This window comes from uncultured Roseivirga sp. (assembly GCF_963973945.1).
Taxonomy (GTDB): Bacteria; Bacteroidota; Bacteroidia; order Cytophagales; family Cyclobacteriaceae; genus Roseivirga.
In genome coordinates, this window is the sequence record NZ_CAXBBV010000007.1 from 178,471 (window position 1) to 204,366 (window position 25,896).

Annotated in this window: 24 protein-coding genes; 10 read left to right on the forward strand and 14 right to left on the reverse strand. The window is 38.2% G+C overall.

Going from position 1 to position 25,896, the window contains the following annotated elements; genetic code table 11:
- Nucleotides 1-68: 68 nt before the first annotated feature.
- Nucleotides 69-1,280 (forward strand): proline dehydrogenase family protein, encoded by a 1,212-nt coding sequence (locus AAC026_RS13210; protein ID WP_339698816.1) that lies wholly within the window; start codon nucleotides 69-71, stop codon nucleotides 1,278-1,280.
- Between the two features lie 78 nt (nucleotides 1,281-1,358).
- Here the strand turns inward: AAC026_RS13210 and AAC026_RS13215 are convergent, their stop codons facing one another.
- Together AAC026_RS13215 and AAC026_RS13220 are read right to left on the reverse strand one after the other, a co-directional pair.
- On the reverse strand, nucleotides 1,359-2,543 hold the full coding sequence (locus AAC026_RS13215; protein WP_339698819.1) for a M56 family metallopeptidase: 1,185 nt from the start codon (nucleotides 2,541-2,543) through the stop codon (nucleotides 1,359-1,361).
- Nucleotides 2,536-2,895: a BlaI/MecI/CopY family transcriptional regulator gene (locus AAC026_RS13220; protein ID WP_339698822.1), complete on the reverse strand. Its 360-nt coding sequence runs from the start codon at nucleotides 2,893-2,895 to the stop codon at nucleotides 2,536-2,538. The genes AAC026_RS13215 and AAC026_RS13220 overlap by 8 nt, the downstream gene beginning before the upstream one ends.
- Nucleotides 2,896-3,222: 327 nt before the next feature.
- On the opposite strand from AAC026_RS13220, the gene lysS reads away from it, so the two are divergent.
- Nucleotides 3,223-4,944 carry a lysine--tRNA ligase gene (gene lysS / locus AAC026_RS13225; RefSeq protein ID WP_339698915.1) on the forward strand — a complete coding sequence of 574 codons (1,722 nt, stop codon included), beginning with the start codon at nucleotides 3,223-3,225 and terminating at the stop codon, nucleotides 4,942-4,944.
- A gap of 55 nt (nucleotides 4,945-4,999) precedes the next feature.
- Here the strand turns inward: lysS and AAC026_RS13230 are convergent, their stop codons facing one another.
- The 8 genes from AAC026_RS13230 to AAC026_RS13265 all read right to left on the reverse strand — a co-directional run bounded on the left by AAC026_RS13230 (nucleotide 5,000) and on the right by AAC026_RS13265 (nucleotide 12,711).
- Nucleotides 5,000-5,500: an ankyrin repeat domain-containing protein gene (locus tag AAC026_RS13230; protein WP_339698825.1), complete on the reverse strand. Its 501-nt coding sequence runs from the start codon at nucleotides 5,498-5,500 to the stop codon at nucleotides 5,000-5,002.
- A gap of 144 nt (nucleotides 5,501-5,644) precedes the next feature.
- The gene (locus AAC026_RS13235) at nucleotides 5,645-6,220 is read right to left on the reverse strand and encodes a hypothetical protein (RefSeq protein ID WP_339698828.1); all 576 of its coding nucleotides are present in this window, start codon (nucleotides 6,218-6,220) and stop codon (nucleotides 5,645-5,647) included.
- Between the two features lie 130 nt (nucleotides 6,221-6,350).
- On the reverse strand, nucleotides 6,351-6,866 hold the full coding sequence (locus AAC026_RS13240; protein WP_339698831.1) for a hypothetical protein: 516 nt from the start codon (nucleotides 6,864-6,866) through the stop codon (nucleotides 6,351-6,353).
- Nucleotides 6,867-7,032: 166 nt separating this feature from the next.
- A complete protein-coding gene (locus AAC026_RS13245; RefSeq protein ID WP_339698834.1) occupies nucleotides 7,033-7,572 on the reverse strand; it encodes a hypothetical protein in 540 nt (179 codons plus the stop codon).
- Nucleotides 7,573-7,731: 159 nt separating this feature from the next.
- Nucleotides 7,732-8,352 carry an intradiol ring-cleavage dioxygenase gene (locus AAC026_RS13250; protein WP_339698837.1) on the reverse strand — a complete coding sequence of 207 codons (621 nt, stop codon included), beginning with the start codon at nucleotides 8,350-8,352 and terminating at the stop codon, nucleotides 7,732-7,734.
- A gap of 16 nt (nucleotides 8,353-8,368) precedes the next feature.
- Nucleotides 8,369-8,812, reverse strand: a complete 444-nt coding sequence (locus tag AAC026_RS13255; RefSeq protein WP_339698840.1) for a DoxX family protein — start codon at nucleotides 8,810-8,812, stop codon at nucleotides 8,369-8,371.
- Between the two features lie 150 nt (nucleotides 8,813-8,962).
- A complete protein-coding gene (locus AAC026_RS13260) occupies nucleotides 8,963-9,802 on the reverse strand; it encodes a LytTR family DNA-binding domain-containing protein (RefSeq protein WP_339698843.1) in 840 nt (279 codons plus the stop codon).
- A gap of 209 nt (nucleotides 9,803-10,011) precedes the next feature.
- Nucleotides 10,012-12,711, reverse strand: a complete 2,700-nt coding sequence (locus tag AAC026_RS13265; RefSeq protein ID WP_339698846.1) for a putative LPS assembly protein LptD — start codon at nucleotides 12,709-12,711, stop codon at nucleotides 10,012-10,014.
- A 106-nt stretch (nucleotides 12,712-12,817) separates the two neighbouring features.
- Here AAC026_RS13265 and AAC026_RS13270 point away from each other — a divergent pair, with 106 nt between their 5' ends.
- From AAC026_RS13270 to AAC026_RS13285, 4 genes are all read left to right on the forward strand, one after another.
- Complete coding sequence (locus tag AAC026_RS13270; RefSeq protein WP_339606631.1) at nucleotides 12,818-13,624, forward strand: N-acetylmuramoyl-L-alanine amidase; 807 nt, start codon at nucleotides 12,818-12,820, stop codon at nucleotides 13,622-13,624.
- Between the two features lie 3 nt (nucleotides 13,625-13,627).
- Complete coding sequence (locus tag AAC026_RS13275) at nucleotides 13,628-14,581, forward strand: MlaD family protein (protein ID WP_339698849.1); 954 nt, start codon at nucleotides 13,628-13,630, stop codon at nucleotides 14,579-14,581.
- Between the two features lie 104 nt (nucleotides 14,582-14,685).
- Complete coding sequence (locus AAC026_RS13280; protein WP_339698851.1) at nucleotides 14,686-16,314, forward strand: acyl-CoA carboxylase subunit beta; 1,629 nt, start codon at nucleotides 14,686-14,688, stop codon at nucleotides 16,312-16,314.
- Between the two features lie 2 nt (nucleotides 16,315-16,316).
- A complete protein-coding gene (locus AAC026_RS13285) occupies nucleotides 16,317-17,186 on the forward strand; it encodes a transglutaminase-like domain-containing protein (RefSeq protein ID WP_339698853.1) in 870 nt (289 codons plus the stop codon).
- Nucleotides 17,187-17,378: 192 nt separating this feature from the next.
- Here AAC026_RS13285 and AAC026_RS13290 read toward each other — a convergent pair whose 3' ends face one another.
- The 4 genes from AAC026_RS13290 to AAC026_RS13305 form a co-directional block, all read right to left on the reverse strand.
- Nucleotides 17,379-17,804, reverse strand: coding sequence for a hypothetical protein (locus AAC026_RS13290; RefSeq protein WP_339698855.1), 426 nt, complete (start codon nucleotides 17,802-17,804; stop codon nucleotides 17,379-17,381).
- Nucleotides 17,805-18,058: 254 nt separating this feature from the next.
- Nucleotides 18,059-19,798, reverse strand: a complete 1,740-nt coding sequence (locus AAC026_RS13295; RefSeq protein ID WP_339698858.1) for a DUF6119 family protein — start codon at nucleotides 19,796-19,798, stop codon at nucleotides 18,059-18,061.
- 356 nt (nucleotides 19,799-20,154) lie between these two features.
- Nucleotides 20,155-20,508 (reverse strand): hypothetical protein, encoded by a 354-nt coding sequence (locus tag AAC026_RS13300; protein WP_339698861.1) that lies wholly within the window; start codon nucleotides 20,506-20,508, stop codon nucleotides 20,155-20,157.
- A 103-nt stretch (nucleotides 20,509-20,611) separates the two neighbouring features.
- Nucleotides 20,612-21,232, reverse strand: a complete 621-nt coding sequence (locus tag AAC026_RS13305; protein WP_339698864.1) for a 4'-phosphopantetheinyl transferase superfamily protein — start codon at nucleotides 21,230-21,232, stop codon at nucleotides 20,612-20,614.
- 73 nt (nucleotides 21,233-21,305) lie between these two features.
- On the opposite strand from AAC026_RS13305, the gene AAC026_RS13310 reads away from it, so the two are divergent.
- From AAC026_RS13310 to AAC026_RS13325, 4 genes are all read left to right on the forward strand, one after another.
- The gene (locus tag AAC026_RS13310; RefSeq protein WP_339698867.1) at nucleotides 21,306-22,217 is read left to right on the forward strand and encodes a WD40 repeat domain-containing protein; all 912 of its coding nucleotides are present in this window, start codon (nucleotides 21,306-21,308) and stop codon (nucleotides 22,215-22,217) included.
- 12 nt (nucleotides 22,218-22,229) lie between these two features.
- A complete protein-coding gene (locus tag AAC026_RS13315; RefSeq protein ID WP_339698870.1) occupies nucleotides 22,230-23,084 on the forward strand; it encodes a DivIVA domain-containing protein in 855 nt (284 codons plus the stop codon).
- Between the two features lies 1 nt (nucleotide 23,085).
- A complete protein-coding gene (gene folB / locus AAC026_RS13320; RefSeq protein WP_339698873.1) occupies nucleotides 23,086-23,451 on the forward strand; it encodes a dihydroneopterin aldolase in 366 nt (121 codons plus the stop codon).
- Nucleotides 23,452-23,866: 415 nt separating this feature from the next.
- Nucleotides 23,867-25,753, forward strand: a complete 1,887-nt coding sequence (locus tag AAC026_RS13325; protein WP_339698876.1) for an AAA domain-containing protein — start codon at nucleotides 23,867-23,869, stop codon at nucleotides 25,751-25,753.
- Nucleotides 25,754-25,896 lie beyond the last annotated feature (143 nt).

Consider the following 25,896-nt stretch of genomic DNA (forward strand, 5'->3'; position numbering starts at 1 on the left):
CAACTCATGTACAACAAAGGTAGGAGACTATTGGTTTGTTACTATATTTGCGCACTTTGAATATCGCTATGGAACTAAAAAAGTTTGTTGATTTTGACAACCTTACGAATGCCTTTGCGGCTCGAACAGACGAAGCACTAAAGCAAGCGCATTTTATTTTTTCTACTATGCAATCCCCAGGGTTGGTAAAGGTAGGAACAACCCTCACAAAGTGGTCTTTAAACTTGGGCTTGCCAGTGAAAGGACTTATCAGAAAAACCATTTTCAACCTTTTTTGTGGAGGAGAAACCCTTGACGGATGTCAGAGAGCTACCAATGAGTTAGCAGCTTTTGATATTGGTGCCATTTTCGATTATTCAGTTGAAGGTGAGAAAACAGAAGAGGGCTTTGACGGAAGTGCTCAAGAAATAATGCGAACCATAGACCGAGCGAGCCAATATGAGTTCATTCGGTTTTCTGCTTTTAAAATTACGGGTTTGGCTCATTTTGATTTGCTGACGAAAATTCATGCAGGTGAAAAACTGACTGAAAAGGAAGCCGCAGCATATGAAAGAGTGAAGAAAAGGGTGGATATGATTTGTGCCGAAGCCAAGCGAAAAGATGTTTCTGTTTTGATTGATGCGGAAGAAACTTGGATTCAAAAACCAGTAACTGATATTACAAGGGCTATGATGGCCAAGTATAATACAGAAAAGGCTTTGGTATTTTACACCTTTCAGATGTATGCCCATAGCATGTTAGGTCATTTGAAAGAGCTACATGCTGACGCAAAAGAGAACAACTACAGGTTGGGAGCAAAGCTTGTGCGTGGTGCTTATATGGAAAAGGAAGCGGCTAGGGCAGAAGATATGGGATACGAAAACCCGATTCAACCAAACAAAGAGGCAACGGATAGAGATTTTGATGCGGCTACAGAATACTGCATCAAATACATTGATGATATTGGGCTTTTTGCGGGTTCGCACAATGAGAAGAGTAATTACTTGGTCACACTTTATTTAGAAAAGTATGGTTTACCAAGAGATGATAGAAGGGTTTACTTTGGTCAGTTGTACGGAATGAGCGACCATATCTCATTTAACCTTGCTGCAGCGGGATATAACGTAATCAAGTATGTTCCTTATGGTCCAATTAAGGCCACAATTCCTTATTTAATAAGAAGAGCCAATGAAAATACTTCAGTAAAAGGGCAAAGCAGCCGTGAACTGACGTTGATTAAAAAGGAACTGCAACGAAGAAAAGAAGCCAGAAAAGAATTTGCCCATCAGGACAAGTTCTAAAAGCGGAAGCTAAAAGGAAAGCAAAAAGCCTGACTTAGTTGAATTAGGTCAGGCTTTTTTATGCGTGTTGTTTCGATCTTAATTATTACTTCTTTTAACGCCTTTCACTGTAACTACGGGCTTTTCAGTGATTAGATCATTTGGGATTTCTAATATTTCTATACCTTCTTTGGTAAAGGTGCTTTTAACAGACGGGTGGTCTTTAAGGGTTTGCCATTCGCTTTCGATTGATTCTATGAGCTCACCTTTAACGGTTTTTACCTCTATTACTTCTACAGGGACTTCAATTTCTTGCTCTTCGAAAATAATTTCATTACCTGAAGCGAGTGTTGAATCAAGATATTCTATTAAGTAAGGTTCCGTTTGAACATCCAAGTCGATTACAACTTCTTCGAGTTCATCTTCTAATACGGGTTCAATCGCATCTGTACAAGCGTAAGCAATAAATAAGAGGCCTAAAATAGGCAGGGCGAGTAATGGTTTTAATTTGTTCATGACATTTGAGTTTAATTTTTGAATCATTTTTAATCTTTTCTGAATAGGGTGTTCGCTAAAGCTGGAAATCAAGCTGCTGTTCACTTTGGCCAAGGCGAATTGCAATAATGATCTTTCGTAATGCTTTGGGTGCGTACGTTTCAATACCGAATGATCGGCTATGTATTCATGTTGAAGACGGATGGATTTAGCATAGAAATAGCTAAAAGGATTGAACCAATAAACACATTTGAGTACTTCAAAAAGCAGTAAATCCAGTGAATGCCTTCCTTCAATATGGGCAAGCTCATGCGTGATGATCTGCTGTTTTAAACTTTCGTTTTTGCTCAGTTCTTTACCCACAAAAATGGTATTGAAGAAACTATAAGCGTCATTCCCTTCGATTTCAATCACTTCAATACTATGGTTCTGTAACGAAGGCCATTTGCCCACTTTTCGTTTTACAATGAATAATTTGAAAACGAGTATGCAGACAGAGATTGCTAAGCCAATGGCATAGATGATCTCGATTGAAATAAATGGATTGTTTTGAATTGTACTCTCTGAAACACCAACCTGAGAAGTAACAGCTTTAGATGTTAGTGCTTCTACTGAACTAAAAACAAATTGACTTTCGAAATTCAATAGAGGGATTAACATTGAAGCTACAACCGTGAATAACAGGTAAAATCTATTCACAGAAAGCAATTTTTCCCCACGAAGGAAGAGCCAATAGAAGCCATAAAAGCTTGCTAGGCAAATCGAAGATTCTATTAAATAGCTATTCATGGTCTTTTAGTTTTTTCATCAAATCTTCCACTTGTTCGGGGCTTAGCTTTTTCTCCTGCATCATAAATGAAAACAGCTTTTCGGCCGAGCCCTCGAAATAATTACTCAAAAACCCATTCATGAAGTTTTTGGTGTAAGCTTTCTTTTTCACAGTAGCCGAATAAGAAAACGTATTGCCCACTTTTTCTCTGTTTACAAAACCCTTGTTTTCCAAAATTTTCAAGAAAGTACCCACCGTATTATAGGCTGGTTTTGGGTCAGGCATTTCGTCTACAATGTCTTTGATAAACATTTTATCATGCTCCCAAACGATCTGCATTATTTGCTCTTCAGCTTTTGTTAAGTCCTTCATAACTCCTAATTCTTTCGGAAATGTCTTAAACTTTTCGGATAACTCCTAATTATTTAGGAGTAAAATTTTTCAATAGAGCATAGAGACCGCTTTTAAATTCTGCATAAACCCTCCAAAAGTTGACTCTCAAATATCAGATAGGATAAATGGTTCATCTGAAGCACAACAAAGAACTTTTGGAGGGTTTCTAACTTTAGAAATTTCCACACTACCCAAACTATGGCTGTTTTATTCATCGAGTTCAGGTGAATACTACATAGAGACCGCTTTTAATTGTTTAATAAATGTGAGTGAATGACTAAATTGCGCCTCGAAAAAAATAAAGCAATGCAGATTTTAAGCGAACAGGAAATTGTCAGAAGACAAGAGCGGGAGGAACTTCAAAAGCTCGGTATCAATCCGTATCCTTCAGAAACCTATGAAGTAACTACTTACTCAAAGGAAATTAAGGAAGGATTTGATAAGGATCCTGAACGCTTTAAACAGATTACCATTGCAGGTAGAATGATGAGCCGTAGAATTATGGGCTCTGCATCTTTTGCTGAAATTCAAGATTCGCAAGGCCGAATTCAGGTCTATGTAAGAAGAGATGATATTTGCGAAGGCGAAGATAAAACGCTTTACAATACGGTTTTCAAGAAGGTCCTTAGTATTGGTGATTTTGTTGGAATTAAAGGCTATGTGTTTAAAACACAGGTAGGCGAAATTTCTGTACACGTTACGGAAATGACCGTGCTTACTAAATCTTTAAAGCCACTTCCCTTGCCAAAAACTGATGCCGAAGGCAAAGTACATGATGCCTTTACCGATCCGGAGCAGCGTTATAGACAGCGTTATGTGGATTTGGTGGTGAACCCGCATGTTAAAGAAGCTTTCATTAAAAGAACGCACATGGTAAACTCAATGCGTCAGTTCTTGGCCGATAGAGGTTACCTAGAAGTGGAAACGCCAATTCTTCAACCATTATACGGTGGGGCAGCAGCAAGGCCTTTCAAAACACATCACAATACTTTGGACATGACGCTCTATATGCGAATTGCCAATGAATTGTACTTAAAAAGATTAATTGTAGGTGGTTTCGATGGTGTTTTCGAATTCTCTAAAGATTTCAGAAACGAAGGAATGTCACGTTTCCATAATCCAGAATTTACTCAAGTAGAGCTTTATGTGGCTTACAAGGATTACAATTGGATGATGGATTTGGTGGAGGAAATGGTAGAGAAAGTAGCCATTGACTTACACGGAACTACCAAAGTTCAAGTGGGCGAAAACATAATTGATTTCCAACGTCCTTGGAAACGCTTTACCATGTTCGAAGCCATTGAGCATTTTACAGGAATTGATATTTCTGAAATGAACGAGACCGAGCTGAGAGAAACCGCCAAAAAACTTAAAGTGCCGAATGATGAGTCGATGGGGAAAGGAAAACTCATTGATGAAATTTTTGGTGAGCACTGTGAAGGCAAACTGATTCAGCCAACTTACATCACGGATTACCCAGTGGAAATGTCGCCATTGGCGAAAAAGCACCGTAGCAAAGAAGGTTTGGTAGAGCGTTTCGAAGCGATTTGTAATGGTAAGGAAATCTGTAACGCTTTCTCTGAATTGAACGACCCTATCGATCAAAGGGCGCGTTTTGAAGAACAACTGGAGTTGGGTAAAAGAGGTGATGACGAAGCCATGACCTTGGATGAAGATTTCCTTCGTGCTTTGGAATACGGCATGCCACCAACCGCTGGTTTGGGCATTGGTATCGATCGTTTGTCGATGATTATGACCAACTCAAAGTCGATTCAGGATGTATTGTTCTTCCCTCAAATGAAACCAGAGAAGAAAGCCAAAATGGCTACGGATGATGAGTTTGTAAAAGAAGGAGTTCGATTAGAATTGGTTCAAATTCTTAGAAAACTGAACATTAATACCATTGCGCAGCTCAAAGAACAAACGGCTTCTAAACTGCTTAACGATATGGGCGGCATGAGAAAGAAGCTCAAACTTCAAGAGGTGCAAGCGGCTAGCCTAGAAGAAATTGAAGGCTGGTTGAACTAACAGTTAACCCAATCTAAAAATACAGAAAGCCATTTTGCGAGAGTAGAATGGCTTTTTACTTTATTAATTCGTCAATTTCCTTTTCATAAATAGACTTTGCCATATCATTTGGGCTTCGATCATGTATGTTTTTTAATGAAGGATCGGCTCCGTGAGATCTTAATGCTTTGATATTTTCGAAATTTCCTTTAGCATTAAACAATGCTGTCCAGAGTGGAGAGTTACCATGTTGATCCATGACATTAGGGTCAGCTCCTTTTTCAAGAAGGAGTTTTGCTACTTCTGTATTTTGTTCTTGAGCACAGAAATGAAGTCCAGTATATCCGATCCTATCCTGAAAGTTTGGATTAGCCCCACCTTCAATTAGCCACTTAACTATATTCACTTGCCCGAAGAAAGAGGCCCATATCAATGCAGTTCTTTTGTCTTCGTCATAAGCGTCTATTCCATGGTTTTGTAAAATAGTTTCAATAGAATTCTTATCCGCTTGTTCAACAAACTGTCTTAGTTGAGTCAGTTCTTCATGAACTTTGTGTGGACGTCCACCTTTCCCCATTATTCATTGTTTTTTGCTTCATTCTATTTACTCACCTCATTTATGGCGTATATATCTTATGTAATTTATCAAAAACTTTCTTTCAGTGACTAACCAATAGTGGCTTGTTGGTGAAGAACACCAACAAGGGCAGAAGGCCAGTTATTAATCTCTTTGAAGAACGTACTCAACTTTCCTATCCATTTCGTCATAAAAGACATATAACCAACAATCGTCATTGAATACCTTATATACCTCCATTTGACAAATGAACTTCATGTTTTCTCCTTTTGAATTTTTTGGAGTATCGTTAGATTGTAACCACATAGGACGTTCATAAAATCGAATTAGAGAAGATGTTGACTCAGATTTTGAATCATTGAATTTGCTTTTTCCTTCAACAAAATATTTTAAATACCTGTTACCAATATCTAAGGCAGTTTTGTTAAATGTAGGATTATAGAGTCCATCATTGGTAATCTCAAATGAGTAGTTATCAATGTAATCCCCCTCTGGAAAGGGCTCATAGTGATCTATAGCAGGATCAAAACATACAAAAATCACATGAATCTTATCTTTGATGCCTTTGGATGTTAGGTCCAGGGTTGCAATTGGAAAGAAATTCTCAGATTTATTGAATTCAGTTGTCAAAACTTTACTCTTATTTGGGAAGTATTCATCTGACTGGTTTAGGAATGAACCTAAAATAAAGTGGAAAACAGTAAAAAGAGTTATGCTCATAGGTTTCTATAGTTAACTACAAACAAGTTTTTAGCATTGATCTCATGTAATTTATTAAAAACTTCCTTTCAGTGAATAACTAAGGAGGCTTGTTGGTGAAGAACACCGAGGGCGGGAATATTTGTCATAGCTAATGTTGTTCATAGTGTTCTTTGTTTTTTTTAAGCCACTTTTTCGCTTCGTCCATTACAATCGTTTTAATGTTTTCTTTTCTGGCCCCGTCCCAATAGTGATTGTATGTATGGTCTTCATAGTCAAGGGAGACCCAAGCCCAATAAAGTAGATAGAAGTCATAAACTAGGTCTTCATAGTTTCTCATTTGACAAAATTTGTATAGTTCAGTCAAGTTTTCTCTTACTCTTTGCCCTTTGGCTATTTGATGAACATAATAGCTTGTGTAGCTCAAAGTTGCACTATCACCACTTTTCATTTCAAGTCCGAGTTCTTCTACCGTGTCTGTAACGTAGTTAATAACTTCGAAATAATTTGTCGGCTTGTTGAAACTTGCAAGCATGTATAAAGTCGGACTTTCGTATCCAAGTTCCATCATTTCAATTGCCCAATCAATACTCTCATTGGTGTCGACTTGTTGGATTTCAAGAAACGCGACAATCTTATATGTTAGTTGACTTATTGGTTTGGCCATTTTACATTATGCTCAACGTTATATACCGACCACATTCATGGCACATATATCTCACGTAATTTATTGAAAATTCCAGAAAAAATGCACTTTAAAGCAATGGGGGTTTTAGTTGTTGATGAATTCCGCAGACAGCGTCTGCGGGCTTGGGTTTTCTTAGATGGTGTACTCAGTTTTTATTAAATAGTTGAACTAACCCTGCTTCATATTGGCCACCCGCTTCAACTTTGGTAATGTCACGAATGGAAATCATTATGTTTGTCCTGTCAAGAGAGCTTTTGGATCCATATTCATTAATGACGATAGTCTCATCATCCATTTCAGTTATTTCACCAATAAAACAAATGCCTGAGTCAATATCCTGAATGGAAACGTTGATATATCCATAACTCGCATTCATGATTTTCAAGATATTTTGGATTGAAGATAAGTCAATATCAATGCTAGTAGATGCTTTTTCTGAAGTGTCTATGAGACTATAAACACTTGAGATCTCATTGCCACCCCAACGAATTCTTGTAATATTCTCTCTGAAGAAAATAACAATTCCATTGGCCTTACTGTCATCATCAAATGAGTAAAGCACTAAAAAAGTATCATTGAAATCTATTACAAATCCATAAGTTGATTCATTATAGCTATCGGTATAAACATCTACAAACGTTTTGTCTTCAATTATTCTCTTAAGATTCTTCGTCTCTATGTTCATCGGTATTGGTTTCTTTTATAATTAAGTGAAACGTTATATGGCCCCCAGATTCATGGTGTTTATATCTCATGTAATTTATCAAAAACTTCCAGAAAAATGCGCTGTGCAACAATAGGGAGTTTTGGGTGTTGATGAATCTGTCTAACTATCGCCTAAGGTTTATTCATAATCGGGAGTATTCAGTCCTAAAATTATGTTCCTATTGGCAGTCCAAATGCCGTTTTTCATTTCGAGTCGGACAATTCCTGAACCACCGCGATTTTTCTCGGCTTTCTTGATTTTTGCTGTGAGTATAGGATCGCTCTCAAAAAGAATACTGTCTATGTAATAAGGGGTAGTATTTGGTTCCTTAACATAGATATGAATATGTTCAGGTTCTTGAGCTTCGGGGTAATGGGCAGGTCTAAAGGTGAAAAATGTGTACTCCCCGTTGTTGTTAGTTTTTAGCCAGCCTCTATATTGCCCATGACGTTTTTCCCATCCTATTGGATTGTCACTAGGTTGATAGATTCCATTTCTGTCAACATGGTATATGTATAGAATTACGTTGCTAGCAGGTGTCTTTCCGTCTGCCTCAAATACTTTTCCTGATATTTTAACCTTAGGCGTGTTTTCCATAAACCCAGGCAATGTATCAGATGCTTTGGGCTGAGTAGAAAAAAGACGATAGTCCATAAGTGCTTCACAGTCTTGACAAGGCCCTCCAACTTGTTTGTCTTGTGCTAGGGTGGTATTGTTTAGGAGAGCCAGTAATGAAATGGTGATTAAAAATTGTCTCATAGTAGTCGTTGTTTAATTACAGTTTTTTTGAGTTTATTTTTTGGGCGAGCAGGTGATCGATTGAGTATTTCCCTGCCCCTGCAACTAAAAAGAAGAGATATACAATCAAGTATAATATGGCTTTCTCTTTGACGATGAGTGCTTGATCTGCATTAAATATAAAAGTGGCAACAACCATGGTGAATGAAAGCGGGATCACCGCGATTCGGGTCAGAAAACCTAAGGCTAGAAGAAATGAACAAATTACTTCTGCAAAAATAGCGAGTAGTAAACCACTCTCAGGGCTTAATCCGATGAGCTCAGGAAGGCCATTTTGCCCTTCCCAATAATTCTTGATTTTTGGCCAACCATGTAGGTAAACCATTAATGAGCAAGCGCCTATCCTGAGCATAAGAAAACTCAATCCAGAAACCTTATCTGTTGAAGATTGAAGAAGAGGTGTTAAATACTTTTTAACCATGATGTCTAATGAATTTTATCGTCCGAACACTTCTTGTGAAAAAGAATGTGCACTTAGTACTTGATTTGTGTGAACCTAAATGTAGGGACTAGGAAGGGACTAAAATGGCGGTAATTTATAACCTGAGGAGTTTACCTCATGACCTGATGGTTAATGTAGAATGCCCTTTAAAGGTTTAGCATAGTTACGACTGAGCCGAACTGTCTTTCCGCATTTTAAGACTAAATCATGATCACCATTTCCTCGTGATTTTGAGCTTTCTATCTGGTCTGTATTCACAATGGTTGACTTATGAATACGCTTGAAGTTTTCAGGTAATGATTCGATGATGTTCTTTAGGCTGTCGAGTATGACATGTTTATTTTCTAGGGTACTGACTTCTAAATATGGGCCATCAGAAACAATGAAATTTATTTTTTGAGTTTCTATGAACGTTGTTTTACTGCCATGTTTAATTCGAAAAGTATTTATATTACTCTTTTGGTCTATGCTTTTTATCGTCTTTTGGCCAAAGTGATGGTAAATGAAAGAGAAGATAATGTAGAACGAAAGCCCTAGATAAAGTCGGGTTGATAGCTTTTGAGTTAGCAGTATGGCTAATGGCCAAGGCTGGTCATTTATGGTAAATGAAATAATGTGGAGGAGTAATGAAAAAACTAATAAGTGCGATAATGTAATAAGGATAATTAGGAAGAGCTTTTTCAGTAGAATCTTGTTCTTGCCTTCATTCAAATTAAATTTACTCTGCAAACGTAGAAGCAAGAAGGTAAAAGGTATAAATACAAACCAAAATAGCTTGTATGATAATGATTGTACTAAAGAGTAATCGCTGTTATTCAACACAGACTTGATGTAATCTTGACCAAACTCCAGTGATGCCAACAACGAAACTGTAATGGTAAGCCAATAAAGTATTTTTTCGTCCTTAACCTGATTGGGTAGCGGAGGGAATATGCTTGAAAAAGATGTTGAATTAAGAATACTTTTCATCGCAATAGTGTATAGTCTTAACTAACTTTTTTAAGGTAATCAAGCAATCATGGTTTCGTGAAACGTTATATGCACACCATATTTATGCACCGTGTAATTTATAAAAACTTCCTTTCAGTGACTAATTGATGAAGAACACTAACAAGTGTGAAAAGGCGATTTGTCTTTTGGCCTAACCTCTATCATCTAAGATCTAACCTCTTAAAAAATCAATTATCGAAGAAGCTTCTTCTGCGGCTTAGTTTCAAATCTTTAAGAGCAGAAGCTTTAATTTGAATATCGATAGAGTAGGAGGTAAATCGGCCGAATGGAATCCAGTTGCCCGTTAACTCCCAACAGCCTAAGTCGCGATAGACGCCCAAAGAACTTTGGGTGAATTCCTTTAACTCTATGTCGTAACCAGTATTGATTGTGAGTTGCCATTTGGGTGAAAGCCCTAGGTTTCCATTCATTCTTATGGATTGCCTTGTCGAAGTAGAAAACTCATTATTGCTTAGGCTTCGATTGAAGGAATAATTATAGCTAAACCTTATGTTCCAAGGAACGGAAATGTCGATATAGGCATTAGGGTCGTCAAAATATTGAGGTACTTGTCTTTGAATATTTGTCTCTCCGTTGTTCATGGTTCCATAACCATCGTTTGCTGCGTTGCCATAACCACCATCGTCAATTGAAGCGAGGCCTCCAGGGCCACCTTGCCCTCTAGAAGACTGTTGATTGGTAGATGCCTTTGAGTTGAGGTTAGTGCTAAGCGAAAAGCGCCCACTTCTTATCTTTCCAATTCCCTTGCCCTGTGTAAGCGCTATAGCGTCTACTCTTTTAATTACATCTCCTTCACCATTATTAGTAGTTAGGTATACATATGGGTCAAGAGTTAAGCCCCCGCTAATGTCTATTTTGTTTTTAAACAGGGTTGTCCTTGCGCTAAGATTATAATCTGCAAGATTAAAAGAGTCTGCCAAGAAATTGTAGCTGGTAGCGAAGGTCAGGTTTTCCAGAATTGATACCTTTTCTGATTTAGCAGTATCACTTCTTACCTTCATTTCTATCTTGTTATTTACATTGAAACTAATGGCAGCAGACTCTCCCAGGGTTGGGTTTCCAAAAACAAAGCCATTGTATTTAGATAAAAACTGATACACTGGTTCCCCAGCGGAAGTAGTGTCTACTTGCACATATTTGTAATAGCCATACTTTTCCTGACCAAAATCAGGACGATAACTGAAACTTAAATTAGGTAGCATTGTATGACGAATTGATTCGATTTTGCTGCTAGGCTTGAAATTCTTAGAGCCGTACAATTGGGTGGAAATACCAACACTTACACCATAAGTAGAGGCTCTTGAAAAACCATTTAACGTATCTATTCTAACCGCATTTTCATCCTCTATATAAGTGTAATCTAACTCCTCTAAATACCATAACTCTTGAAAATTGATAGAAGGAGAAACATTGAAATTTTCGAATAAAGGAAACGAGGTAGATATTGGAATTGAATGCCTTGCCCCATTTTGAGCATTGGCAAATAGTTCTGGAAGTTTGGCAAAAGTAACAGCAATAGTGTCTGCTTTATTAGTGCTATTTGAAATATCGAACCCTGCAGAATTGGGTCTAACCACATTGGTTATTTTGTTTGATGTACTGAAAGCCCATGAAAAAGAAAGTCTTTTTAGGGCTTCTTGCTTGGCTTGTGAAAAGGGAGTGACCCGCGTCATGTTAAGTGAAAACTCAGGTAGCGATACATCCAGAATATTGGTTTGAATATTCTGAGAATGGCGGGCGTTTAATCCATAACTAAACCTGTTATTGGCGAAACTTCCCGTCAATGATATGTTAGACCGAAACTCTGAGCGTATGGTGTTTTGAAAATTTTCAGTGGAAATATTGTTGTTATTGTATGAGCTAGTTCCTGCATTGATACTTGCAGAAAAACGCGTTTTATTTCTTGATTCAGGTCTGTGAGAAATAGATACCCAGAAGTCTTTCGAGTTTAGAGGGTTTTCGTCTATGTCAGGGGTTTTACTTTTGCTATATCTTAAATCTACGCTTCCGCTATACTTATATCTTTTCTTATAGTTTGATACCACGTTTAAACCAAAACTTCCTTTTGAGTAGTAGTCTCCCGTAACAGCTGTTCTTATGTATTCATTGTTGCCAAAAAAGTAACCCCCTTCACGCAAGAAAATTCCTCTCACCCTCTCTTCTCCATATTTAGGGAAGAGAATTCCTGACTGAGCGTCACTTTTAACATCTGGAAAAAAGGCAAAAGGTAAGGCGAAAATCGTGGGAATATCTCCAATGTATAATTGCGCTGGGCCAGTAATAATCTTATCGCCTGGAATCACTTTGATTTTCTCTGCTTTAATATAAGTAGAGGCCAGAAGGTCGTCACAAGGAATGAATTTACCACCCTTTATGTAAGCACTCCCGTCTTGGTTTTTCTTAATCTCTTCACCCGAAATGTAGCCTTCGTCCTGTTGAGTAACTACCCCGGTAATTTTTGCACGATTGGTGGCGAAATTATAGCGAATGCCCCTAGTTTCGTATACTCCACCCTTGTCCTGAAAAACTGGCAGGCCTATCCAGCTACCGGTAGAATCTTGTACCCCTTTAGCTATCAGTTCGTTCTGGTTTCTGTCAATAATAATTTCAGCAGCATCTAATTTAATATCACCATACTCGATGTAAGCATTTCCATATAAGTACGTTACATTCGTAGCAGTTTTGGTAATGATCGAATCTTCAGCATAGTACAAAATAGTAGTTTCTATGCCGTTACTTTTGATTTTGAGGGTGTCTGTTCCAACTGGTCTGGTTGTTGTTGGACTGGTGCTCAGCGGAGCAGGTTCGATTTTTAAAGGATCATTCTTTAAACTTCCTTCTTGAGCCTTCAGGCTTAATGCCGTCAATAGTAAAACTAATATGAAAGATATGTTTTTTACAGAGACCAAAGGATTTTTCGCTTTATGGAAAAAATTCAGATTTTTGTGTAAAGGTATTCTAATAACCATTTCTATGCGAACCAAAGTAAAAAATAATAGAGTTGTTCTCCTTGTTTTGTTTTTCGCTTTAATAGTTTTTGCTCCATATCAAGGGGTGTCTCAAGCTGCTAAGCCTAAATTTAAAGTAGTGATTGACCCAGGGCACGGAGGAAAAGATTCTGGTACGCGAGGGAAAAACTTACTCGAAAAGGATGTTGCACTTGCAGTATCCTTGAAAGTTGGTAAGTATTTAAATGAACTTTTAGACAACGTTGAGGTTATTTATACTAGAAAAACTGATGATTACAGCCATCCCAAAGTTCGTGCCATCATCGCCAATGATGCAAATGCAGATTTATTCGTTTCTATCCATGCCAATGCAATGCCTCCGGGCAATGAAGACGTGTACGGAACCGAAACTTTTGTGATGGGAGTAAAGAACGAGGGTAGAAATTTTGAGGTAGCCAAAAGGGAAAACTCAGTAATCTTGTTAGAGGAAGACTATAAAGAGAAGTATCAGGGCTTTGATCCTACTTCGCCTGAAGTAAATATTGCATTTTCTATAATGCAAGAAGCCTATCAGGAAAACAGTATTCTTTTAGCTCAAAACGTTGAAGATCAGTTTTCTAAAAGAGCAGGAAGAAAGAGTAGAGGGGTGAAGCAGTCAAGTTTATGGGTATTATGGAATACTTCTATGCCTAGTGTTTTGATAGAACTTGGTTATCTTACCAACCTAAAGGAAGAAAGAGAACTCGGTTCTGCGGAAGTCCAAGACTATTTGGCCTCAGCAATTTATAGAGCTATTAGAGATTATATTAACTATTTGGAATCAACAAGATAGATAGTGGCAAAGGGAAGAGAATTTAAGGTAGGTTTATTTGCGGTACTCATGTTGGCCTCATTATATATAGGGTTCAACTATTTGAGAGGACTCGATGTCTTTTCTCCATTAAATACCTACTATGTTAAGTATAATAACATTAGTGGTCTAAGTAAAGGAGATAGAGTGATCCTAAACGGGCTTAATGTAGGTACAGTATTAGAGCGTAAATTCAGTACCGATACTTATAATGAGATATTGGTAACACTGGCCATTGACAAGACCATTAGAATGAAAGAGGGGACTGTGGCTAGGTTGGCCAAACCCGATATTCTAGGTGGCTTAGAAGTTCAATTGATCTTAAATCAAAGTGGAGCAAGAGTATTAGAAAGCGGAGATTTTTTAGGCGGAGAAATAGACAGAGGCATTGCCGAAATGATTACCGAAGAGGGGCTTTCTGCAGCCAATAGTCTTAACTCAGTAGTTAATAAAATCAGCGAAGTATTGGAGCCTTTTGCTTCTAGAGCCGACACAATTGCTCTGGCCATAGATAACTTCAAATATTTTAGTGATAAACTAGTGTACATGACCGACTCTGTAAATATGGCTATGGAGCAAGTTAAACTAAGAATCGACTATGTAACCGACTCTATGGTTGCTGCCATGGGGGGCGTAACTCCATTGTTAGCAGAGTACACCAAATTGGGTGAAAAAATGAATGCAATTGATATCGAATCACGCTTAATGCGAATGGATTCGGTTCTCCTTGGTACCCAAGAATTTATTGGTAGGCTAAATTCCAATGAAGGAACCCTCGGTAAATTAATGACCAATGATTCATTGTACAATGCCCTCAACAGTTCTATGACTGACTTGGATAGCCTCTTTATAGATTTGAGAGAAAACCCTAAACGCTATGTGCATTTCTCTATTTTCGGAAGAAAGAATAGGCCGCCAGCAGACAAAAAGAAAAAGTAAAACCCAGACCGATTAGCTTCTTTTTGAAATCATTAATCTTAGGTTTACTTTAGATCAAAGGTAATAATACATACTCCCCGGGCTTATCGGGACAACACTTGCTTATGGATATTGAATTCAATAAAAACGATGACACCATGCGCCAATTGGTGTACAGACTCGATGAAAAACTCAAAAAAGTAAAATTGGGCGGAGGCGAAAAAAAGATTGAATCCCAACATAAGAAAGGCAAACTCACCGCACGCGAAAGAATTGAATACCTGATTGACGATGGGAGCGACTTTTTAGAAGTAGCTGCCTTTGCAGGCGATGGCATGTATGCCGATGAAGGCGGTTGCCCATCAGGAGGTGTAGTTACAGGTATTGGTCAAGTGAGCGGTCGCGATTGCATGATTGTGGCAAATGATGCTACAGTGAAAGCCGGAGCTTGGTTTCCCATAACAGCCAAAAAGAATTTAAGAGCACAAGAAATTGCGATGGAAAACCGTCTGCCAGTAATTTACTTGGTAGACAGTGCAGGGGTTTATTTACCCATGCAAGATGAAATTTTTCCAGACAAAGAACACTTCGGAAGACAGTTCAGAAACAATGCGAAGATGTCTTCTATGGGCATTATTCAAGTAGCCGCAATAATGGGGAGCTGCGTAGCGGGCGGTGCTTACCTACCAATCATGAGCGATGAAGCTGCCATTGTAGACAAAACAGGATCGATTTTTTTAGCAGGCTCTTATTTAGTTAAGGCGGCCATTGGTGAAAGTATAGACAATGAAACTTTAGGAGGAGCAACAACACACTCCGAAATATCAGGCGTAACCGATAATAAATTTCCAAACGATCAGGCCTGTCTGGATTACATTCGAAGTGTTTTCGATAAAATTGGTGACTTCGAAAAAGCAGGCTTTGATAGAAAAGAACCAAAAGCTCCGAAAGAGAACCCAGAAGAAATTTATGGCATTATGCCAGACAGTAGGGTAAAACCTTATGAAATCAAAGAAATCATCAAACGTATAGTAGATGACTCTGAATTTGACGAGTACAAAGAAGCCTATGGTAAATCCATTGTTTGCGGTTATGCCAGAATAGAAGGTTGGGCAGTAGGTATCGTAGCAAATCAGCGATTAATCGTAAAATCGAAAAAAGGCGAAATGCAGATGGGAGGAGTGATTTACTCCGATTCAGCAGATAAGTCAGCCCGATTTATAATGAACTGCAACCAGCGTAAAATTCCATTGGTGTTTTTGCAAGACGTAAGCGGCTTTATGGTAGGCAGCCGAGCCGAGCACGGAGGAATTATTAAAGACGGAGCCAAAATGGTAAATGCCATGGCCAATTCTGTAGTACCAAAATTTACTATTGTCATCGGTAACTCTTATGGGGCAGGCAACTATGCTATGTGTGGAAAAGCCTATGATCCGCGATTGATTTACGCTTGGCCAACGGCCCAAATGGCGGTAATGAGCGGAGCTGCAGCAGCCAAAACATTGCTTCAAATCAAAGTAGCTTCTCTGAAAAAACAGGGTAAAGTAATTGAACCAGAAGAGGAGAAAAAGCTGTTAGATGAAATCACAGATAGCTACAATGAGCAATTAAGCCCGTATTATGCCGCATCTCGAATTTGGGTAGATGGTATTATCGACCCCTTGGACACTCGAAAGGTAATTGCCAAAGGAATTCAAGCAGCCAACCATTCACCTATTCGCGAACAATTCAATGTAGGGATCATTCAAACCTGATAATGAACGAAACAGATAACCTGAGTAATAAGGAGTTAAAAGCATTGATTTCTCTGCTAGAAGATGATGACGCAGAAGTTTTAAGTCATGTTGAGGGGAAAATCAAGTCGCTTGGTACGCACATTATTCCTTATTTAGAATTTGAATGGGAGGGAAGCTTTAACCCAACAGTACAAAAGCGAATAGAGGAGCTTGTGCATTCACTCCAGTTTCAGTTGCTAAAAGAAAAGCTAGAAGCTTGGAAAGAAACGGGAGGCGAGGATTTATTGGAGGGAATGTGGTTGGTAAATACTTACCAATACCCCGATTTAGAATATGCCGATCTCAAAAAGCAATTAGAGCAAATTTATTATGAGGCTTGGTTAGAGTTTAAAACCGATGTACACCCAGTAGATCAGGTCAAGATTTTGAATTCGGTCATTTTTAATAAACTCAAGTTTGGGGCGAACACTAAAAATTTTCATTCTCCTGGAAATTCAATGATGAGTGTTGTGCTTCAAACTAAAAAAGGAAACCCAGTTTCACTCTGTATTATCTATGCCTTAGTCGCTCAAAAATTAAAGCTGCCCATACATGGAGTGAATTTACCAAACCTATTTGTACTTACTTATAAACAAGGTGAAACCCAATTCTATATCAATGCTTTTAATAGAGGGCTTATTTTTTCTCGAAAAGAAATTGACGATTATGTAGCCAATCTAAAGCTGACACCAAAGGATCAGTACTATGAACCTTGCACTAATGTAGACATGGTGGTTCGGGTATTGAGAAACCTTTCAATTGCCCACGAAAAACTAGGTAACAGCGAAAAAGTAGACGAAATAAAATCTCTTATCGAAATCTTAGCCGATAAGACTGCTGATTTGGAGTAAGACCTTGTCACTCTCTTTACTCTTTAGAAATAACTAGCTGCAGCCTAAGCCCGTACTAGGTCAGCCCTTAGGGATATTTTTCAGAAGAGAAGTGGAGACTTTCAATAAAGCAGAATGATCACTTTACTCATGTGACTTCACAGGTTCGGAGAACTAGCGGCAGTGGTGCACAGACAAATAGGAGGCGTTGATTTACTTAAAAGAAAATTCTATATAATCGACAGTGCCTGATTCTGAAATTGTAACCTCCTTCTCAGCTTTGGTTTCTGAATCTACACGAATCTTAAGTGTAATCTTATATGGCTCAAAGGGAACACCCACAGGCGTACCTGAGTTATCGCGATAAGTGATATTTAATAAGGTTAAAAAGGGAATAGTCTTATTAATGTAATTCCTACTGAACGGTAGGTGAGAGTCACTACTAGAAAAGTCGGAAATCTCTATTCCACTACCATTTATGCTGAATGTAATGTCGGACATCCTTTCATCATCTGTAGAAGACACGGACATTGAAATATCTCTGTTTTGAGGGTAATTGTCCCTAGGGTCGTCATCTGAAGTACAGGAACTAAATAGAATAAATATTGTAAGGATAGAAAGCAGTTGCTTCTTAAACATAAGGCTGGTTTTTTGTTTTGGGCAAAGAAAGAACAGCCATTTAGTTTATCAAAACCATAGGACTAGAAATTGAGAATGAATTCGTTTCCATTTTTTGTGTAAGTAGACAGCGCCTTTCAGTTCATGAAGTGTTACACTTCAGTCAGCGTTAAGTCATCCCGTAGGGGTCTTTTTCAGTTGAGCATATTTTCACTCTAGTAGACCAAATAATAGGTAGGCAGAATGCTCTCGGAGACTTATCTGAATCAATTGTTTCATATGGTATTATCTTCCTTTATTACCTCTATGGATAAATCATAATAGTCATTTCTCATGTCTGTAAAACATTGAATCAGTGATAATTTAGCAATATTGGAAGTGTATTTTTCTACTTGGGTTAGTAAATCCCTGTTTCTTAAATGGCCTGTAAAACTCATTACATATTTGATGTTGTTCTTAGTGAAAAGGTCTATGAATTCAGACTCACCAATACCATTATGTTTATTCTCTCTTTGAAGTTGGGAATAATTTTTTTTGAGGAATTCATGACTGTCGTTCTTTAAATCATTTTTGAGTCTTCTTGCCGAAGTGATGATTTGGCTATATAGTTCCCTTAATTCTGTACTGAAGCCGTATTTAATATGACAAATAAATAGCGTACCATCTTTTACAAAAATGACATCAGCTAGCTCGACAGAATCAATAATTATTTTGTCTAAAACCCAATAATCATTTTTATTGTATTGGTTATTGTAAATGTCTTCATTTACACGTTTTCCGTCCGCTCTTTTAGACCATTTTTCAGATAGAACAGTGTTGTTTAGGTTGTTTGCTTTTAATATTTCAGAGCACCGGTTATTCATTTCTGTAATAAATATTTCTCTCAATTTATACCACTTTGAATCGAGATAGATAAATGTTCCCATTGATTTAATATATAGCTCTGTATTTAAATGGTAAATAAGAGCTGTTCTAAGTGTGGTCTTTTTTGAGGAGTGGGTGACAGTGGTTATGTAAATGTTGTATATTTTGTGTTTAAATGTCTCTAAATTTCTATCATAGTTTTTCTGGGATAGAAAATTTAAAATAATTCTTAATATATCACTTTTGTAAATAGTGTTACCTATAGTTACAAATTTGTGTTTATCAGTTTTAAGTTTTACTAAGTATTCATCTGCACTATAGAATTCTTCAATTTTATTAGGGTAGCAGACTTCAAAATTTGAAGTCTTGTTGTTTATAATGTCGCTTCTTTTATTGAATAACTCATTGATCAATGCGGGCTTTAAATTATTAGATATGGTTTCTTTGTTTGTGATTTCTTTATATGAACTAAAAAAATCGTTTGCTTTTAGGTTTTGCAAACTTATTAGTGTCTCAATTAGATCACCCAGTTCTAAAAATGTGAGTTTCTTATTAAGTGTAAAGCCACTTGATATGTTTAGTATTATATGCGGTGACCTTAGTGTTAAAAACTGACGAAATAGCAATTCGGACTTTTCAGTGGAAAGACGAATTTTTAATTCTACTGGAATCTTACCAAACTTTATGTAATCTATAATTCGATAGTTGTCCTTGAACTGTTCTTTCATCCCAGCTCTTAATCCAGTCACTCCCCTTGTTTTAATCGATATTATTTGGTCATTTATAGGGTCCATAATCCTAGAGTATGCGTTTAGACCGTATGACATATCTAAGAATGGTAATATATGTTTATAGAATCCACCGCCAACTATTGCGAAGATGTATTGGGGTGCTTGTATTAGAAGTAATAGAGAAGGAATTTGATAGTTCAGCGAGATTCCATTTATGTATTTTTTTGGAAAGAAACTAGACCATTCTGAGTCTTTTTCTTCTGATTCTATTATTATCAACTTTGCTGGATACTTCGACACCTCTAAGTCGCGAGATATAAATGATATAGTGTTTGCTTGTAGTTGAGATGTGACCTTAGTGATAACTTCGATGAAGTTAAAGTCATTGTCAATTTTATATACTGTTGGGTTCTGTCTCATAATGGTTTTTAAGTAAACTGAAATCTCATTAAATTATCGACTTGAAATATGCTTGACTTGATAATGCATTATTGTCAAGAGGTTATAAGAGTAGGATTTAATTTGTATGTTAAAATATGTAGCCTTTTGAAGGTAAATATCATTTAAAAACAATATCTTAAATATTCTGAATATCATCTTAAATCCTTCTTTTCAGCCATTTAAAGTCGAATTCAGCAACGCTGCCACTTTCTATAATTTGACGTTGGCTTATTGTAAGAGATTGGGTTGATCTACTATCAATTATTAAGTTTATAGAGAATTCGGTTTTTACTTGCTATTCTTGATAGTTTAGTGATTTGGCGCTTCTAACAAACTTACCCCGCAACCTCCCTATTCACCTTTTTATCTAACTGAATAAAAAAGAGGATCAAAAGATTGACTACAAAACTGACCATCATCAGTTGTAAAAAGTCGCTGTGCTCATAAATCATAAAGGTCATTAGGGCATAAAAAATGGTCAGTCCAATAATGGATTCCTTCATGGGCTTAGTGCTTTTGAAAATCTTTGTAGGTACCAAGTAGCTCACCAATGGAATTAGCACAAACCAGAAAACCACCATGCTGGCCATGTTCCAACCAATTAAAATTGAGTATGGAATTAAGATAATTGTCATTACCAAAGGGATGGCGAGTGTGCTTTTTAGGTTTGAGATGCTTTGGTTTTTCATTGGGCTTGGTTAATCAAATACACAGATCCTGAAACTAGTTCAGGATGACTAATGTAAGGAATATTATGCTATTATTTATAGCAATTACATGATTACTAAGTGTTTAATACGCCAAGCAACAATTCAATCCTTCTTCTTTTAACCATTGAACATTAAACACTGAACTAATACCCCTTTCTATAATTTGCCCACTGGCTTGCTGTTGTAAATTGGGTTGGCCTACTACCAATTGGTCGGCAAAAATGAGTTGCGTTCGCCCATGGAGTTTATATAAAGCCTCTTTGGCGCACCAAATTTGAGTCAGCTTGTCAACTTTGTTTTCGGCCCAAGGCTTTTCTGTAGGGTGGAGGAATTTATGAGCAATGCGTGTGATTTGTTCACGGTCGTGCTCAATGTCAATGCCAATGGGACCGTTTAAGCTATAGGCAGCAGCACCGAAGTTTTTAGCATGTGAAATTGAAATTTCTACCCCGTCAAAACTCAAGTGAGGCTTACCAAACTGATCTTTCTTTACCTCATAAAGCTGATTCGGAAAAAGCGCTTTTAATGCCAAGCGCGCAGAAAGCCATTCTTTTCTTTTTACCTCTACTTTGAAGCTTGTCAATACTTCACTTTCTGCCAAGCTGGGTTGGTAAAGCTGCGTTAATTCATCTTCCGACTCCTCGATTTTCCATATTGCGAAGCAAACTTTTGGGTTGATATCGGCTTTTAGAAATAAAGGCATGAATTATTAATTGGCTTAGCAGGTTGAATACTTAGTTTTGTATCAAATCGAAAGATAATTCTTTTCAAAAGCTATGACACAAGTAAGCGTCAAAAAACTGAATACTGTAGGCGGGCATCAAGACTGCGTGTATATGCTGGAGCGTGGCCCCGAACCACATCAGTTTTTCTCGGCTGGGGCAGATGGCGTGGTAGCCCTTTGGGATTTGAATGATATGGAAACGGGTCGCATGATTGCGAAAGTGCCCAGTTCGGTGTATGCGCTTTGTTATTACCCCGAAAGAAATGCGCTGATCATCGGTCAGAATATGGACGGCTTGCACATTATTGACTGGGAGAATAAAAAGGAATTGGGTTCTATCAAACTGTCAAATTCGCAAATCTTCGATATTAAAGTAGTCAAAGACAGAATCATTGTTGCCCAAGGAACAGGCGAAGTTCATATTCTGGACATCAAGACTTTGGAAACGCTGCATGTAATCCGCGATTCAGAAAAAAGTGCGCGAACGCTCGCAATTTCAGAGCTTAGTGGGCATTTGACAGTAGGCTATAGCGATAATAAAATAAGGGTCTATTCCTTAAAAAACTGGAAGATGCTGCATGAAATTGATGCACACAAAATTTCGGTTTTTACGGTACGATACAGTCCCGATGAGCGTTTCTTACTTAGTGGAAGTAGGGATGCGAAGTTGAAAATCTGGGATGTTATTGACGGTTATACCCTTAAGGAGTCCGTTGCAGCCCATATGTATGCAATAAACCATATCGAATTTAGTCCTGATAACAAACATTTTGTAACTTGTAGCATGGATAAGTCTATAAAGGTCTGGGATGCCTCGACTTATCAACTTCTAAAAGTTATCGACAAAGCACGACATGCGGGTCATGGAACCTCTGTAAATAAGTTGCTTTGGAGTAAGCACAACAACCTGTTAATTTCGGCCAGTGACGACCGCAGTATTTCCATCTGGGACATCAATTTTTAATTTTTCCAAGCAATGAACATTACACCCTTAGAAATTAGGCAAAAGGTTTTCGAAAAGAATTTTAGAGGTTACGATAAAGACGAGGTAACTGCTTTCCTGACATCCCTGTCGGTAGAGTGGGAGAAACTTCAAGACCAAACTAAGGAGCTAAAATATAAATTGGAGTCTGCCGAAAAGGAAGTGCAAAAACTTCGCGAAGTAGAAAACTCTCTCTTCAAAACCCTTAAAACGGCAGAAGATACTGGCGCAAATATGATTGAGCATGCCACCAAAACGGCCGACCTTCATATGAAAGAAACGGAAATGAAGGCCGATGCTTTAATGAGCGAAGCCAAAAGCAGGGCCAAGAATATTATTGAAGATGCTGAAAATAAGGCAAGCACTATTGTTGATGATATGGAGGACGAAATCCGCCAATTGGAACAAGTGTTTAAAAGCCTAAGTGCGAACAAAGAGTCTATGATGTCGGAATTGAAAATGCTGACAGCTGATATTCTGGATAAGATTAAAAGACATGAGGAATTTCCTGCAGACATTAAACCCATACTAAAAGAGGCCAAGAAGTTTAGCCGAGAGGTAAACGAAACCCCACGAGGGGGTGAAGAAAAGAAAGTGCATGAGATATTAGCACCTAAAACGCCAGAAAAAATAGCTGCTGCACCAGTGGAAGAAGAAAAAGAGGAAGAGCCGATAGACGAGAACCTTACCAATCTAGACTTGGCAGATGTTGCTGATGAGCATGAAGAGGAAGCCAATGAGTCGGCAGAGGGTTTTCTTGGAGTCGACCTTAAAAAAGAGAAAGAACCTCAAAAAGAAGAGGCTCCTTCTGTAGATAAAAAAGGGTCGTTTTTCGATAGAGTAGATTAATATGAATACCGATAAAGTGGCCTTAGAGGGCATAGAGTTCTATGCCTATCATGGTTTTTATGAAGAGGAGCGTAAAATCGGAAATCGTTATACTGTTGACCTTGAAGTAACCACCAACTTTTCTAAAGCCGCTCAACAAGATGATTTATCTGGCACGGTTGACTACGTTCAGCTTTACGAGATTGTAAAGAGTAAAATGGCCACGCCAGCCAAATTGCTTGAAAAACTAGGCCAAGAAATTATTGATGGTGTTTTTGAACGGTTTTCATCAGTTTCAGAAGTGAAAGTAAGCGTAGCCAAACACAACCCACCTTTTGGCGGTATCTGCGCCAAATCAAAAGTTACTTTGGAAAGAACAAGAAGCTAGTAGTTTAGCTAGTTTGCATTAAACCCTCCTCGTTTCCGTTATTGTGAACCTGCCAATGCTTATCGAAGTAAGTAAGTACACTTGAAGCAATCTCACTTCCCCAAAAACAGAGACTGCCGCGTTGCAACTCATGGCTAACGCCTGACTTGCTCCTCGCAGTGACGATCTTATTTTACGCTTTGCGTTTTTTCATGCCCTCTGCGGTTAAAACCGCTCCGACATTGCGAACCTGTCAATGCTTATCGAAAGTAAGGAAGTATAAGTGAAGCAATCTTACTGTCACCAGATAATAGGCAGCTTCATCAAAACTACATCGCTTCTTGCAGTGATAATTCTGTTTTAAACTTGGGGATGCTTTGCGCCCTCTGCGGTTAAATGCGCTAACTTTACCCTCCCAAACAAAACGCACACCCTTTTGACTGAAGCCCAAAAATCCATTCAGCATTTAATTCAATTATTAAAGGTTGAAAAAGAGGAAGACTACGCGCAATACGAGCGAAAAATGCTCAATACTTCCATTGAAGAACGTAGAAGACAAGGTGTAACTTGGTACCCCGTACAGTTGATGAATCGCTACATCGGCACAGGTGAACGCTATACTTTAGAAATTGATCGCACTACACATTTAGATCAAAATCACTCTTTTCAAGTAGGGGCTGTAGTCAGTGTTTTTTCTGGGCATGGAAATGAAGCCGAAGCCGTTTCAGGTGTCGTAAGTTTTTTGCGCAGAGAAAAAATGCGGGTTGCCCTGAATGTTAGCGATCTTCCTGATTGGCTTAAAGATGGTAAAATTGGAGTCAACTTATTATTTGATGAAGGTTCTTACCGCGAAATGAACCGTGCTTTAGAATTGGTGTTGAAAGCGGATAAAGGTAGAGTAGCCGATTTAAGAGAGGTGATGTATGGCGCCAAACCTGCGGAATTTAAAACGGGCTTTGAATACCAATCTGTAAACCTAAATGCCAAACAAAACGAAGCCCTCACCAATATTTTTCATGCACGCGATGTGGCCATTATTCACGGCCCTCCAGGCACAGGAAAAACCACCACTTTGGTAAATGCCATTAAAGAAGTAGTGAAAACCGAGCGGCAAGTATTGGTTTGCGCACAAAGTAATGCAGCGGTAGATCTGATCGTAGAAAAACTAGACAGTCTGGGTTTGGATGTATTGAGACTGGGGCATCCCGCCAGATTAACACCAGAAGTAATTGAGAATAGTTTGGACGTGAAAATTTCTAAACATAGTTACTTCAAAGAACTTAGAGATGTAAGAAAGAAGTCGGAAGAATACCGAAAGCTTGGCACAAAATATAAGCGCCAATTTGGGCGAGAGGAAAAGCTACAGCGTGATTTATTGATGAAAGAATCACGTTTACTTCGTCAAGATGCCGATAGAATTGAGTCGCAAATTACAGAGGACTTGATGGGCAGGGCAGAAGTAGTGGCTTGTACTTTGGTGGGTTCTACACATTCGTTGGTACGCGATCGGGTTTTTAAATCTGTATTTATAGATGAAGCCAGCCAAGCCCTAGAACCAGCATGTTGGATTCCAATTCTGAAGTCGTACCGAGTAATTATGGCGGGCGATCACTTACAATTGCCTCCTACAGTAAAGTCATTTGAAGCAGGAAGGGATGGTTTGGAAGAAACACTTTTCAAAAAAGCGATCGAACAAACCAAAAGTGATGTGATGCTTCAAGCCCAATACAGAATGCATCCGCACATCATGAAGTTTTCTAGCGATTATTTTTATGAAGGGAAGTTAGAAGTAGCACCAGAAATTTTGCTTCGAGACAAAGAACTGGAAGGAGCGAGGTTTGAGTTTATCGATACCGCTGGCTGTGGTTTTTCTGAAAAAGTAAAGAAGGAAACACTCAGCACGTACAATGAAGAAGAGGCGAAACTCGTGATTCAACTTTTGAGCAAATCAATCACTGAAGGCCAACGTGTTGGGATTATTGCGCCTTATAAGGCACAAATCGAATTGTTACGCGACTTACTTGATGCCGAAGAATTACTCGATACGTTCAAAGAGGATATTTCGGTCAATACGGTAGATGCCTTTCAGGGGCAGGAGCGTGACGTAATTTTTATCAGTTTGGTTCGCTCTAATGATAAAAACGAAATCGGATTTTTGAAGGAGTACCGCAGGATGAACGTAGCCATGACACGAGCCAAATCAAAGTTGGTAGTTATAGGCGATTCCGCCACTTTAGGGAAAGACAGTTTTTACAATGCGGTAATTGATTATGTACAAAGCATTGATGGTTACAAAAGTGCTTTCGAGTTTCTTTATGATTAAGATGAAGTAAATCTTTCTTGATTTTTCTTGGGTGAAATTTTTCTGATTTCACCCCTGCTTAGAGGGAACATGTATCAACTACATTTAAGCTAAGGAGCATTAGAACTGTTTATTTTGATTTTTTATTCTAATGCTTGGGTAGA